This window comes from Streptomyces longisporoflavus (assembly GCF_014649775.1).
Taxonomy (GTDB): Bacteria; Actinomycetota; Actinomycetes; order Streptomycetales; family Streptomycetaceae; genus Streptomyces; species Streptomyces longisporoflavus.
On record NZ_BMTR01000015.1, the window covers coordinates 115,331 to 127,951 of the forward strand.

14 protein-coding genes are annotated in these 12,621 nt (G+C 71.9%); 7 read left to right on the plus strand and 7 right to left on the minus strand.

Translation table 11 applies throughout. The features are described 5' to 3' along the window. The first annotated feature begins 83 nt into the window (after positions 1-83). The gene (locus IE226_RS28410; protein WP_190084258.1) at positions 84-800 is read left to right on the plus strand and encodes a DedA family protein; all 717 of its coding nucleotides are present in this window, start codon (positions 84-86) and stop codon (positions 798-800) included. On the opposite strand, the gene purB is transcribed toward IE226_RS28410, so the two are convergent. Then, the gene (gene purB, locus IE226_RS28415; protein WP_190084259.1) at positions 797-2,239 is read right to left on the minus strand and encodes an adenylosuccinate lyase; all 1,443 of its coding nucleotides are present in this window, start codon (positions 2,237-2,239) and stop codon (positions 797-799) included. The genes IE226_RS28410 and purB overlap by 4 nt on opposite strands. A 153-nt stretch (positions 2,240-2,392) precedes the next feature. Between purB and IE226_RS28420 the strand changes: the two genes are divergently transcribed. After that, the gene (locus IE226_RS28420) at positions 2,393-2,743 is read left to right on the plus strand and encodes a hypothetical protein (RefSeq protein WP_190084260.1); all 351 of its coding nucleotides are present in this window, start codon (positions 2,393-2,395) and stop codon (positions 2,741-2,743) included. Positions 2,744-2,856: 113 nt separating this feature from the next. Then, positions 2,857-3,363, plus strand: a complete 507-nt coding sequence (locus IE226_RS28425) for a hypothetical protein (RefSeq protein ID WP_190084261.1) — start codon at positions 2,857-2,859, stop codon at positions 3,361-3,363. A 30-nt stretch (positions 3,364-3,393) separates the two neighbouring features. On the opposite strand, the gene IE226_RS28430 is transcribed toward IE226_RS28425, so the two are convergent. Then, a complete protein-coding gene (locus IE226_RS28430) occupies positions 3,394-4,173 on the minus strand; it encodes an SGNH/GDSL hydrolase family protein (protein ID WP_190084262.1) in 780 nt (259 codons plus the stop codon). An 18-nt stretch (positions 4,174-4,191) separates the two neighbouring features. On the opposite strand from IE226_RS28430, the gene IE226_RS28435 reads away from it, so the two are divergent. Next, positions 4,192-4,671 (plus strand): GNAT family N-acetyltransferase, encoded by a 480-nt coding sequence (locus IE226_RS28435; protein ID WP_190084263.1) that lies wholly within the window; start codon positions 4,192-4,194, stop codon positions 4,669-4,671. 6 nt (positions 4,672-4,677) lie between these two features. Here IE226_RS28435 and IE226_RS28440 read toward each other — a convergent pair whose 3' ends face one another. Then, positions 4,678-5,160: a DNA-binding protein gene (locus tag IE226_RS28440; protein ID WP_190084264.1), complete on the minus strand. Its 483-nt coding sequence runs from the start codon at positions 5,158-5,160 to the stop codon at positions 4,678-4,680. 195 nt (positions 5,161-5,355) lie between these two features. On the opposite strand from IE226_RS28440, the gene IE226_RS45535 reads away from it, so the two are divergent. Beyond that, positions 5,356-5,433: a 50S ribosomal protein bL37 gene (locus IE226_RS45535; RefSeq protein ID WP_472980334.1), complete on the plus strand. Its 78-nt coding sequence runs from the start codon at positions 5,356-5,358 to the stop codon at positions 5,431-5,433. 77 nt (positions 5,434-5,510) lie between these two features. Further along, complete coding sequence (locus IE226_RS28445) at positions 5,511-6,119, plus strand: hypothetical protein (protein ID WP_190084265.1); 609 nt, start codon at positions 5,511-5,513, stop codon at positions 6,117-6,119. Between the two features lie 118 nt (positions 6,120-6,237). Here IE226_RS28445 and IE226_RS28450 read toward each other — a convergent pair whose 3' ends face one another. Beyond that, positions 6,238-9,438: a carboxyl transferase domain-containing protein gene (locus tag IE226_RS28450; RefSeq protein ID WP_190084266.1), complete on the minus strand. Its 3,201-nt coding sequence runs from the start codon at positions 9,436-9,438 to the stop codon at positions 6,238-6,240. 79 nt (positions 9,439-9,517) lie between these two features. Between IE226_RS28450 and IE226_RS28455 the strand changes: the two genes are divergently transcribed. Continuing rightward, a complete protein-coding gene (locus IE226_RS28455; protein ID WP_190084267.1) occupies positions 9,518-10,144 on the plus strand; it encodes a TetR/AcrR family transcriptional regulator in 627 nt (208 codons plus the stop codon). Between the two features lie 24 nt (positions 10,145-10,168). On the opposite strand, the gene IE226_RS28460 is transcribed toward IE226_RS28455, so the two are convergent. The 3 genes from IE226_RS28460 to IE226_RS28470 all read right to left on the minus strand — a co-directional run bounded on the left by IE226_RS28460 (position 10,169) and on the right by IE226_RS28470 (position 12,618). Next, positions 10,169-10,864 (minus strand): HAD family hydrolase, encoded by a 696-nt coding sequence (locus IE226_RS28460; RefSeq protein ID WP_190084268.1) that lies wholly within the window; start codon positions 10,862-10,864, stop codon positions 10,169-10,171. Positions 10,865-10,890: 26 nt separating this feature from the next. Continuing rightward, positions 10,891-11,379, minus strand: coding sequence for an Lrp/AsnC family transcriptional regulator (locus tag IE226_RS28465; protein WP_190084269.1), 489 nt, complete (start codon positions 11,377-11,379; stop codon positions 10,891-10,893). Positions 11,380-11,448: 69 nt separating this feature from the next. After that, complete coding sequence (locus tag IE226_RS28470) at positions 11,449-12,618, minus strand: MalY/PatB family protein (RefSeq protein WP_190084270.1); 1,170 nt, start codon at positions 12,616-12,618, stop codon at positions 11,449-11,451. Between the last annotated feature and the right edge of the window lie 3 nt (positions 12,619-12,621).

Genomic DNA, 12,621 nt, shown 5'->3' on the forward strand with positions numbered 1-12,621 from the left:
ACGCCGCCCTGCGGTCCACCGCACACGACGTCTGTGGCCCCCCTCATACCGCTGCGGCACCGCCGCTTCGTACCGTCGGGAGCATGATCCTCAACTCGGCGCACGAAGCCACCGCCGCAGGCGAAGAACCCGCCAGCGGTGTCGCGGGCTGGGCCACCGACCTCATGGACACGCTCGGCGCCGTCGGCGCCGGAGCGGCCATCGCCCTGGAGAACCTCTTCCCGCCGCTGCCCAGCGAGGTGATCCTGCCGCTCGCCGGGTTCGCCGCGAGCCAGGGCAAGTTCAGCCTCCTCGCGGCGCTGTTCTGGACCACGGCGGGCTCCGTGATCGGCGCGCTCGCGCTCTACGCGGTCGGCGCGCTGCTCGGCCGGGAACGCACCCTCGCCATCGCCGCCCGCCTGCCGCTGGTGAAGGCGTCCGACATCCAGCGCACGGAAGAGTGGTTCGCCCGGCACGGCACCAAGGCGGTCTTCTTCGGCCGGATGATCCCGGTCTTCCGCAGCATGATCTCGGTCCCGGCGGGCGTCGAGCGGATGCGGCTGCCCGTCTTCCTCGCCCTGACGACCGCGGGCAGCCTCATCTGGAACGCCGTGTTCATCCTGATCGGCCACGCGCTCGGCGCACGCTGGCACCAGGTCACCGACCTGGTGAGCCTGTATTCCAAGGGCGTCCTCGCCGCGGTGGCACTGGCGGCGCTGACCTTTGCGGTGTTGCGGGCGAGCGCCCCGAAGGGGCGCGGGGAACCGCGCGACAAGCCACGACGCGCCCGCAGAAAGGGAAGCCCCCGCCGAGAGTCCTAAAGAATCGCCCCCGGCGCGTAGGAAGCGGCCTCGGGGTGCTCCTTGAGCACGGCCTCGATCTGCGCGACGACGGCGGAGACCTGGTCGCCCGCCGCGCCCGTGAAGGACAGCTTGTCGGCCATGAGCTCGTCGAGCTCGGCGCGCTCCAGCGGAATCCGGGAGTCGGCGGCGAGCTTGTCGAGGAGTTCGTTGCGCTCGGCGCCCTGCTCGCGCATGGCGAGGGCGGCGGCGACGGCGTTCTCCTTGATGGCCTCGTGCGCCTCCTCGCGGCCGACGCCCGCCCGCACCGAGGCCATCAGGACCTTGGTCGTGGCGAGGAAGGGGAGGTAGCGGTCCAGCTCACGAGCGACGACGGCCGGGAAGGCGCCGAACTCGTCGAGGACGGTCAGGAACGTCTCCAGGAGCCCGTCGAGCGCGAAGAACGCGTCGGGCAGGGCGACACGGCGCACGACCGAGCAGGAGACGTCGCCCTCGTTCCACTGGTCGCCCGCGAGCTCGCCGGTCATCGACGCGTAGCCGCGCAGGATGACCGTGAGGCCGTTGACGCGCTCGCAAGAGCGGGTGTTCATCTTGTGCGGCATCGCGGACGAGCCGACCTGACCCGGCTTGAAGCCCTCGGTGACGAGCTCGTGCCCGGCCATCAGACGGATCGTCTTGGCCAGCGACGAGGGGCCGGAGGCGAGCTGCACCAGGGCGGTGACGACCTCGTAGTCCAGGGAGCGCGGGTAGACCTGGCCGACCGAGGTGAAGGCGCGGTCGAAGCCGAGGTGCCCGGCGATGCGCTGCTCGAGATCGGTGAGCTTGTCGGCGTCGCCGCCGAGCAGGTCGAGCATGTCCTGGGCCGTGCCGACGGGGCCCTTGATGCCGCGCAGGGGGTAGCGGCGCAGCAGGTCGTCGACGCGGCGGTAGGCGACGAGCAGTTCGTCGGCGGTCGTCGCGAAGCGCTTGCCGAGGGTCGTCGCCTGCGCTGCGACGTTGTGCGAGCGCCCGGCCATGACCAGCTCTGCGTACTCGCCCGACAGCTTCCCGAGGCGCGCGAGGACCGCGACGGTGCGGTCGCGCACCAGCTCCAGGGAGAGGCGGACCTGCAGCTGCTCCACGTTCTCGGTCAGGTCGCGGGAGGTCATGCCCTTGTGGACCTGCTCGTGCCCGGCGAGCGCGTTGAACTCCTCGATGCGGGCCTTGACGTCGTGCCGCGTGACCTTCTCGCGCTCGGCGATCGACGCGAGGTCGACGTCGTCGATGACCCGCTCGTAGTCGGCGATGGCGGCGTCCGGAACCTCGATTCCCAGGTCCTTCTGCGCCCGCAGGACGGCGAGCCAGAGCTGACGCTCCAGCTTGACCTTCTGCTCGGGCGACCAGAGGGTGGCGAGCTCGACGGAGGCATAACGCCCGGCGAGGACGTTCGGGATACGGGGCTTTGCAGGCGCGGCAGTCACGTGCACGGAGTTTACCTGCCGTCCGACCTGGCCTTTGACCGTCCCTACAGTCCGCGGGGCCCGGGGCATTGGAGCATCGTCCAGGGGACGCCCGGGTGCCCGCCCCCGCTGTGCCGCAACTCCTGGTGATCCACGTGCGTCTAGGCTTCGAGCATGGAGCAGCGCGAGATCATCCAAAGAGTCGTCGGCATCCTGACCGAAGCGATCGAGATGCGCCGACAGGTGCGGGAGAACCCGGACGGCGAAGTCGAACCCAGCGGCGCGGTGGGCACGATGCTCGAGGAGATGCTGCCGCGCATCGAGATCCCGGCGGACGCCTCCCCGATCGAGGTCGCCGAGGTGGTGGGCCGGGAACTGAGTCCCGTCATCGAGCAGATCACCTCGGCCTTCGCCTTTTCCTTCGCCCAGCTCGCCGAGGCCCACGACGAGGGGCGCACCGACGTGACATCGGCGGACGTACTGCAGTCGATCGCCCTGCACTTCGAGGACGAGGTGGAGGACTGAGGACGAGGGAGGACTGAGGACGAGAGGAGGACCAGGGACCCCCGCAAGGACCCCGGGGCCCGCGCACGGCCGATCTATGCTGTGACGCCTGATGCGGCGGGGGTGGGCGAGGGATGGATCAGGGACTGGCGGCCATACTCGGCGCCGCCGTGGGGGCGATCGCCACCGGGGCGGCGGCGCTCGTCACGGCGTCGTCCGCGTCGCGTCTGAACAAGAGCAAGGCGCGGCAGGAAGCGTGCCTCGCCTATCTCACCCTGCTGGCACAGATCCGTGTGGACCTCGTCGACCTCGGCCGGCGCTCACGGCCGCATCCGGCCGATCCGTACGAGCCCCTCGATGCCGCGACCGCGCGGGCCCGCGCCGCCGACATCGACGCCCGGTACCGCGAGCTCATCACGAAGCACGCGGTACTGATGCTGGCCGGACCCCGCCGGGTCTACCGGCAGGCGGTGCGGACCTCGGACCTGGTGGCCGAACCGCTGATGCTCGTCCTGCGGTGGAGCGCGGGCCCCGCCCCGTCCGCGGTCCCCGCCGAGCACGTGCAGGCGTTCGACCGCGGCATGGAGGCCCTGGCCCGCGGCCTTGCCGAGTTCGCCGACACGGCCAGGGAGAGTACGTAGGGCGTGCCCGAGCGCGAGGGGCCCTCGCGCTCAGGTGCGCGGGTCCTCGTACGGCAGCAGTTCCGGCCGCTTGGCCGGCAGGCCGTCCCCGGAAGAGCGGCCCGTGAGGCGGCGGCCTATCCACGGGACCAGGTGCTGCCGGGCGAAGCGGACGTCGGCCACGCGTCGCGCCGCCCAGTTCGGCGGTGCGGTGGCCGGGAGCACGGCGTTCCAGTCGTCCTCGGGGTCGTAGCCGAGGGACTGCCACACGGCTTCGGCGACCCTGCGGTGGCCCTCGGCCGTCAGGTGCAGCCGGTCCACGTCCCACATGCGCTGATCGCCGAGGACGGCCGACCCGTACAGGTCCACGACCGTGGCTCCGTGGCGCGCCGCCAAGTCGTCGATGTGGACGAAGAGTTCTTCCATGCGGGGGCGGAAACGCTGGAACACGGGGCCGTTCCGGCCGGGGCTGTGCATCAGGACCAACTGCTTGCAGGCGGGGGCGAGGCGCTCGACCGCCTCCTCCAGGAGGTCGCGTACGCGGCCCATGTCGCACTTGGGGCGCAGCGTGTCGTTGAGGCCGCCCACCAGGGTGATCACGTCGGGCTGCATGGCGGCCGCGACGTCCACCTGCTCGGCGACGATCTGCCCGATGAGTTTCCCGCGCACCGCGAGGTTCGCGTACCGGAAACCGGGGGAGACGGCAGCCATCCGGGCGGCGAGCAGATCGGCCCAGCCGCGATAGGTGCCGTCGGGCAGCAGGTCCGACATGCCCTCGGTGAAGGAGTCGCCGACGGCGACGAGACTGGTGTAGTTGGCATTCATCTGCATGGCAAGGAGCGATCGTACATGGAGCTACGACCCTTCGCCGTGGCAGCGGACGCGGCCACCGTGGCGAGCTGGCCGGCCTCCGCCGACGAGGTGGCCCTGTGGTGCGGCCTGCGGGAATTTCCCGTGCCCGCGCGGGTCGTCGCGGGATGGCAGCTGGGCGAGGACGTGCGGGGCCACGTCCTCGTGCAGGGGGAGCGGCTTCTCGCGTACGGGGAGGTGTGGTGCGACGAGGAGGAGGACGAGGCGGAACTCGCCCGCATCATCGTGGCGCCCGATGCCCGTGGGCGGGGCGTCGGCCGGAGCCTGGTGCGCGGCCTTGCCGGTCTCGCCCTGCGGGTCGGCTACACCGAGATCTTCATGCGCGTCCATCCGGGGAACGCCGCCGCCCTGCGCTGCTATCGCGGGGCCGGGTTCGTGCCCGTCGATCCCGCTCTGGCCGCGGAGTGGAACGCCCCGCAGCCGGTCAGCTATGTGTGGCTGCGGCATGCGGGGGCGTGAGGCGTCCTACTCGGCCGGAGTGCCGGCTTCCGGGTCGGTGGTCGTACGGCCGATCAGCCGTTCGTAGCGCTGCCGGGCCGCCTGCGGAGTGCCGAGGCCGAGGCCGAAGGCGATCTCCGGCCAGGTCATGCCGCGCCCGCGCGCCATCTTCAGGAGGGCGGCCTCCACGTCGTCCATATCCGCGCGTGCCGTCGGCACGAGCGTCAGGGCCGCGGTGATGTCCGCCTGGTCCACCTCCGGCTCGTCTTCCGCGCGGTCCGCGATCCCGGTCATCAGGAACGTCACGAGCCGTACCGCCTCGTGGGGGAGCACCATCGTGGCGTGCACCTGCCTGTGCCGCTGTTCGGGGGTGGCGGCGTGCCGTTCGGCGATGCGGAAGAGGGAGGCGGGGGCACGACCCGCGCGCACCTGGTCGGGGTGCGTGGGGCTGAAGGGGTCGGTTTCGTCGGGCTGGGGCTGGGGCTGGGGCTGCTGCGGAGTGGCGGGCATGGGAATCAGCATCTGCGGCACACTTCATGTTGTCAATGCTTCGTTGTGAACAGTTTGTTTGCACCGGCCTCGGGTGATCCAGTCGCCGGTCGGGGAGTGGTGTGGAACCGTAGAAAACGTCACAAATGCCATCTGCGGTCGACTCGCGGTCAACTCGCCGTCATCCCGCGGTCAACCTGGTGAGAGGGGAAGCCCGTGTCATCGAAGCGACGCCGGAAGAAGAAGGCACGCCGTAAGAACGCGGCCAACCACGGCAGCCGGCCCCAGTCCTGACCGCCGTCCGCGCGGCGGATTCCGGGTGATCCCGTCAGCACCCTTGCCACCCGGGTCAACGGGTGAACAATGGTGCAATGTTGGAGTTGTTGCGAGAAGTCGGCGTGGAACTGCCGGGCGGCGCGGGGCTGTTGAAGTTCGGGATGACCCCCGGTGAGGTCCTCGAGCTGCTGCCTCCCGACCGGGTCACGCACCACCGTCAGTGCATGGGGCTGACCCTGGGCCAGTACGCGGAGCTTCGGCACGCGCACGACGCCTGGCTCGGCGGCCTCCTCTACGAACCGGAGTGGAGCTTCGACGCCGAACTCGACGGGGTCGTCCTGGGGTTCGGCGGTGGTGGCCCCGGGGCCACGGAACGCCTCGCCCGCGTGGAGATCCAGGCGCGGGCCCGGACGGACGGGCCCGAGGCGATCCCGGTGGCCTGGGACGACATCGACCTGTTCGGCTACCCCGCCGCGGAGATCGTCGCCGTTCTGCCCGGCGTCGCCGCGGCGCCGGACGCGCCGCCGCTCGCCGAGATGGGGGTGGACGAGCTTGGCCTGCGGCTCTCGCGGGCCACGCCGACCGCGGAGCACTGGGAACGGGTGACCCTCCTGGGGCCCGGAGCCGGCAGCTGGGGCGCCTGCTGCGCGGGCGGGCTCGTCTGCGCGGAACAGGGGGACGGGCTCGTGGGGATCATGTATTGAGGGGCTGAAGGGCTGAGGGGCCGAGGGTCATGTGCTGAGCGGCCGTACCGGGCGGCGGGGCCTCGGTCGCCGGGGTCACCGCCCGGCACCGCACCGGCCGGGCCACGGGCCGCCGGGATCAGCGGCCCGCCGCGTCCTCCAGCGCCGCCAGTATCCAACTCCGCGACTCCGCCGGGTCGATGACCGCGTCGATCTCAAGGGCCGCCGCGGCGTTCACCGCCTTGCCGTGTTCGTACAGCTCGGCGACTCGGGCCTCGAACGCCTGCTGCCGTTCAGCGGGATCGGCGATCGCGGCAAGCTCCTTGCGGTAGCCCAGACGGACGGCGCCCTCGAGGCCCATCCCGCCGAACTCGCCGCTCGGCCACGCCGCCGTGGCCACGGGCGCACGCGTGGAGCCGCCCATCATGGCCATCGCGCCGAGCCCGTACGCCTTGCGGAGAACCAGGCTCACCAGCGGGACGCGCAGCTGGGCGCCGGTCACGAAGAGGCGGGAGAAGTGCCGTACGGTCGCGGTCCGTTCGGCGTCCGGGCCCACCATGAAGCCCGGCGTGTCGCAGAGCGAGACGACCGGAAGCCCGAACGCGTCGCACAGCCGCAGGAAGCGCTCCGCCTTGTCCGCCGCGTCGCGGTCGATCGCCCCGCCCAGATGACCGGGATTGTTGGCGAGCAGCCCCATCGGCCGCCCCTCGACACGCACGAGCGCCGTGACGATGCCCGTACCGAAACCGCGCCGCAGCTCCAGGACCGAGTCCGTGTCGGCGATGCCCTCGATCGCGGCCCGCACGTCATAGGCACGGCGCCGGTTCTCCGGCACCGCGTGCCGCAGCAGTCGCTGGTCAGCGGCCTCCCAGCCGCCTGCGTCCCCTTGACCGTACGAGCCTTCGTCCCCTTGGCCGTACGAGAAGTAGGCGAGGTACTGCCGTGCCACCCGCACCGCTTCGGCCTCGTTCTCCACCGCGATGTCCACGACCCCGTTCGGCACCTGGACGGAGAGCGGGCCGACCTCTTCGGGGCGGTACACGCCGAGACCGCCGCCCTCGATCATCGCCGGCCCGCCCATTCCGATGCTGGCCTCCGGCGTCGCGATGACCACGTCGCAGCAGCCGAGCAGGGCGGCGTTGCCCGCGAAGCAGCGCCCCGACGCGATGCCCACCAGCGGGACCTGCCCGCTCAGGCGGCCCATCTGGTGGAACGTCGGCACGTCGAGACCGGCGACCGACGCCGTGTCGGTGTCTCCCGGGCGCCCGCCGCCGCCCTCGGCGAACAGCACGACGGGCAGCCGCCGTTCCCCGGCCAGCTGGAGCAGCCGGTCCGTCTTGCGGTGGTTGCGCACGCCCTGGGTGCCGGCGAGCACGGTGTAGTCGTACGACATCGCCACGCATCGCACGCCGCCGATGCGGCCGGTGCCGGTGACCATGCCGTCGGCGGGCGTCGAGGCGATCAGGTCGTCCAGGGAGCGGCGACGGCGCTGGGCGGCGACGGCGAGCGCGCCGTACTCGGTGAACGTGCCGTCGTCGCACAGGTCCCGGATGTTCTCGCGTGCGGTGCGACGCCCGATGCGGTGGCGCTTGGCGACGGCCTCGGGGCGGTGCTCGTCCAGGCCGAAGGCGTGCCGGGCCCGGACTTCGGCCAGGTCGGGGCGGACGGCGTCCGGGTCCACGGCCGTCTCGACGTGCGCCGCGGCGGCCTCGTCCGCCGTCGACGCGTCGACCGTCACCAAGGGGCGGCCCTCCGCCGTGGTGTCACCCACGCGCGCGTGCACGGCGGTCACGGTGCCGGAGGCGTCCGCGCGCAGGACGTGCTCCATCTTCATCGCTTCGAGTACGAGCAACTGCTGCCCCGCCACGACCTGTTCGCCCACCGCGACGTCGACGGTGACGACGGTCCCGGTCATGGGGGCGGCGATCGTCGCGTCGCCCGGCACCGCCCGCGGCAGCTGCGGTTCATCGGGCAGCAACTCCGCGATGTGCTCGGCCACGAAGCCCGTGTGTGCTCCGCCCGCGGTGAAGCCGGGGTGGGCGAGAAGCGCGCGGAGCAGCGGAATTCCGGTGCGTACGCCTTCGACGGTGAAGTCCGCGAGGGCGCGGGACGCGCGTTCGCAGACCGCCGCGAAGTCCCCGTGGGGGACGTGCGTGATGACCTTCGCGAGCAGCGAGTCGTAACGCGCCCCGATCTCCGAGCCGTTGCGCGCCGCGGTGTCCACCCGCACCCCGGGGCCCGTCGGCAGGTCGAAGCGGGTGAGCGTGCCCGTGGAGGGGAGCGCGGTGCCGTCGGCGGTCGGGGTCTCGGCGTTGACGCGCGCCTGGAGCGCGTAGCCGCGCGGCTCGGGCGGCGGGCCCGAGAGGCCCAGCGACACGAGCGAGTCGCCCGCGGCCAGGCGGAGTTGTGCCACCACGAGGTCGACGCCCGTCACCTCCTCGGTCACCGTGTGCTCCACCTGGAGGCGCGGGTTCGCCTCGATGAAGTGGAACTCCTCGTCCGTGACCAGGAATTCGAAGGTGCCGAGCCCCGCGAAGCCGCACTCGCGGGCCATGCGAAGCGCCGCGGAGACAAGTTCCTCCCGCATGGCCGCGGACAGGCCGGGCGCCGGAGCGATCTCGACGAGCTTCTGGTGGCGGCGCTGGGCGCTGCAGTCCCGCTCCCAGAGATGGGTGACCTCGCCGGTCGTGTCGCCCAGGATCTGCACCTCGATGTGCCGGGCGCCGACCAGGAGTTCCTCCGCGTAGAGCTCCGCGCGCCCGAAGCCCTGCAAGGCCTCCGAGCGGCAGCGCTCCCAGGCGTCCGCCAGGTCGTCCGGGTGCAGCACGGCCCGCATGCCGCGCCCGCCGCCGCCACCGACGGCCTTCACCATCACCGAGCCCGACGGGCCGAGCCCGGCCAGGAACTCGGCGGCCCCGGCGAGGGTCGTGGCACCGTCGGTGCCCGCCAGGACGGGTACGCCCAGGCGTACGGCGAGCTCACGCGCGCGTGCCTTGTCGCCGAACAGGCCGATCACCTCGGGGGAGGGGCCCACGAACCGCAGCCCGGCTTCCGCGCAGCGCGCCGCGAAGTCGGCGTCCTCGCTCAGGAAGCCGTATCCGGGGTGCACCAGTTCGCACCCGGAGCGCCGGGCCGCGGCGAGCAGCGCGTCCCCGTCCAGGTAGGCGGCGGGACCCGCCCCGCCCAACGGCTGCGCCTCGTCGGCCAGTCGCACATGCCGCGCGGCGGCGTCGTCCTCGGCGTACACGGCGACCGTACGCAGGCCGGCCGCCGCGGCGGCCTGCAGGACGCGGACGGCGATCTCCCCGCGATTGGCGACGAGTACGGCGGCGGAACCCATGGAGCCCTCCTGAAGTCCTCCGGAAGTCTGGCGCCGCCATGCTCATTGACATTGGCGTCAACGTCAATAAGCTCGCCGCGTGGCACGCAACCAACAGCCCTGGGCGACCCGCACCGCCCGCGACCGCAGCGACGCTCCGGCCCGCGGGCGGCTCCTGGACGCCGCCGAGACCGTGTTCGCCCGGCGCGGCTACGGCGCGACGACCATCGCCGACATCACCGCCGAGGCGGAGGTCTCGCGGGCGGGCTTCTATGTGTACTTCGCGTCCAAGGAGGAGATCTTCCGCGTCCTCGCGGTGCGCGTGCGGGACGCGTTCCTCGCCGCGCAGGACGTGCCGGGTGTCGACCAGGACGACGTCCGCGAGGTCGTCGGGGCGTCCACCGCAGCGTTCATCGCCGCGTACGCCCGGCATCTGCCGCTCCTGCGTCTCCTCGAACAGCAGGCGCAGACCGACGACGACGTGCGCGCCGTGTGGCAGGAGACCCAGGAACGCCCGATCCACCGCTCCGCGCGCTACATCCGCCGTCTCGCGGCCGAGGGCAGGGCCGCTCCGGTCGCCGATCCGCTCGCCGTGGCCCGGGCGGTCGGCGGCATGAGCATCCAGTTCGCCCGTCTCACGGCGAGTGACCCGAGCGGGTACGACGCGGCCGTGCGCGACGTGACCGCCATGTTCCTGCACCTGCTCGGAATCGGTCCCGACCGCTGATCTCCCGTGGCCGGCCTGCGTGGCTCACGACTGCCGGCGGGTGAGCGAGGCCAGATGGTCCCAGGCGGCCCGCGCCGTGAAATCGGCCTGGCCGCCCCGCAGCAACAGGCCCGCCGACGCGAAGGCCTCCGCGTCCGCGTGGGCGGTGACGTAGGGGATCGCGATGCAGCGCATGCCCGCCGCGTGCGCCGCCGCCGCCCCCGGAGCGGCGTCCTCCAGGACGACGCAGTCGGCCGGGTCCGCGCCGAGGAGCGCGGCCGCGGCCAGGAAGACGTCCGGTGCGGGCTTGCCGTGCGCGACCTCGTCGGCCGAGACGACCGTGGTCAGGAACGCGTCGAGCCCGGTGCCGGAGAGGATCGCCTCGATGGCGGCGCGGGACGACCCGGAGGCCACGGCCATCGGCACTCCGGCCCCGTGCAGCCGCTCGACGAACTTGCGCATCTGAGGGAAGACGTGGGTGTCGGCGCGGGCCAGGGCGAGATAGCGCCGGTCGAGCTCGGTGAGCAGTTCCGCCACCGGTACGCCGATGCCGTACCGGTCCTTCCAGGTGGCGAGGGTCTCCCGGGTGCCGATCCCGACGTACCGCTCGTTCTCGGCCCAGGTGTACTCGACCCCGTGCTCGGCGAGCAGCTCGCGCGAGGCCCCGTAGTAGTTCGGCTCGCTGTCCACGAGAGTGCCGTCGAGATCGAAGATGACGGAGATGCCGCCGAGGTCGCTCATGCCGTCAAGCATGCCAAAGCCGCAGATCACCGCTGCTGAGGGGCGGCGGCGGCCCGGCCGATCGACTCGACGAGCGGAAGCAGGCGGTGCGGGACACGCTCGCGCAGGGCCATCTCCGTACGGGTACGGACCACGCCCGGCATCTGGATCAGCTGCTGGACGACATCCTCCAGATGTCCGTTGTCCCGGGCGACGACGCGGGTCAGCAGATCACCGCCACCGGTGATCGAGAACGCCTCGATGATCTCCGGCACGGCGGCAAGCGCGTCGCCCACTTCGTCCAGATGCCCCTGCGTGACCTCGATGTGCACGAAGGCGAGCACCGGATGCCCGAGCGCGGCAGCCGAAAGCGACGGCCCGGTCCCGGTGATGACCCCGTCCCGCTCCAACCGATCGAGCCGAGCCTGCAAAGTCCCCCGGGCAACCCCGAGCACCCGCGCATACTCCCGCACGCTGGTACGGGGCTGCTCCAGAAGGAGCCGCAGAATCCGGGTGTCGAGCTCATCGACGGCCATGACGCAGGATCTCCCCGACTAGGAGGGGCGGAACCTCGCGACTGTACCAATGGAACAGTCCGGGCCGCCTCAGCGAGCGCGCTGGACCGCCCGTACCGCCTCGATCAGGGCCGTGATGCCCCGGTCCGTCTTGGTGCGGGGGCAGCCCGCGTTCAGGCGTAGGTGGCCCGGGGAGCCGTAGGACGTGCCGGGCATGATGGCTGTCTTTTGTGTTTCGATCAGTTCGCGTTGCAGGGCCTCGTCGCTCACGCCCAGGGGGCGTACGTCGATCCAGGCGAGGTAGCCCGCTTGGGGCGGGGTCCAGTTCAGGGTCGGGAACGCCTCGGTCAGGCGGTCGGCGATCAGTTGGAGGTTGCCGCGCACGTAGGTGCCCAGGGCGTCCAGCCAGGGGGCTCCCTCCCGGTAGGCCGCGATGTGGCCCACCAGGGACAGCACTGCCGGTGACGAGAGGCCGTCCGCTTCCTTGAGCCGGCGCAGGTACGCGTCGCGAGTGGCCGAGTCGCCGAAGATTCCGTAACTGCCCGTCAGAGCAGGGATGTTGAAGGACTTCGAGGCCGATGTGACGATCGCCCAGCGGTTGCCCTCGGCGGAGTGCAGGGACCAGGGGCGGTGGACGTAGGGGGGATGCGCGAGGTCCGAGTGGATCTCGTCGCTGATCACCGCGACGCCGTACCGCGCGCACAACTCCGCCATGCGGTCGAGCTCGGCCTCCGTCCACACGTGGCCCGTGGGGTTGTGGGGGGAGCACAGGAGAAGGATCGACGTGGTCGGCAGGGCCAGCAGGCGTTCCAGTTCCTGCCAGTCGCCGAGCCCGCAGCCGAGCAGCCGTCGTTCGTGCGCGGCGATGGTCTTGGGGAAGGCGTCGTAGGTCGGGGTGTGCACGACGACGCCGTCGCCGGGGCGCGACCACAGGCGCAGGAGCTGGGAGATCTGGTAGATCACGGACGGGCCGTAGACGATCGACTCCGGGCGCACCTCGGCCGCGTGGCGCGTGCCGTACCAGTCGACGACCGCGGAGAGGAAGTCGTCCTGGCGCCAGCGCGAGTAGCCGAGCACGCCGTGGTCGAGCCGGCCGCGAAGCGCCGAAAGCACCTCGGGCGCCGTCTCGAAGTCCATGTCCGAGATGGTGAAGGGCAGCAGGTCGGGGACGCCGAAGCGGTCCTCCACGTAATCCCACTGCGTACACCAGGTGCCGTGCCGGTCGACCGGGGCGTCGAAGTCGTAGAAAGGTGCGGGCACCGG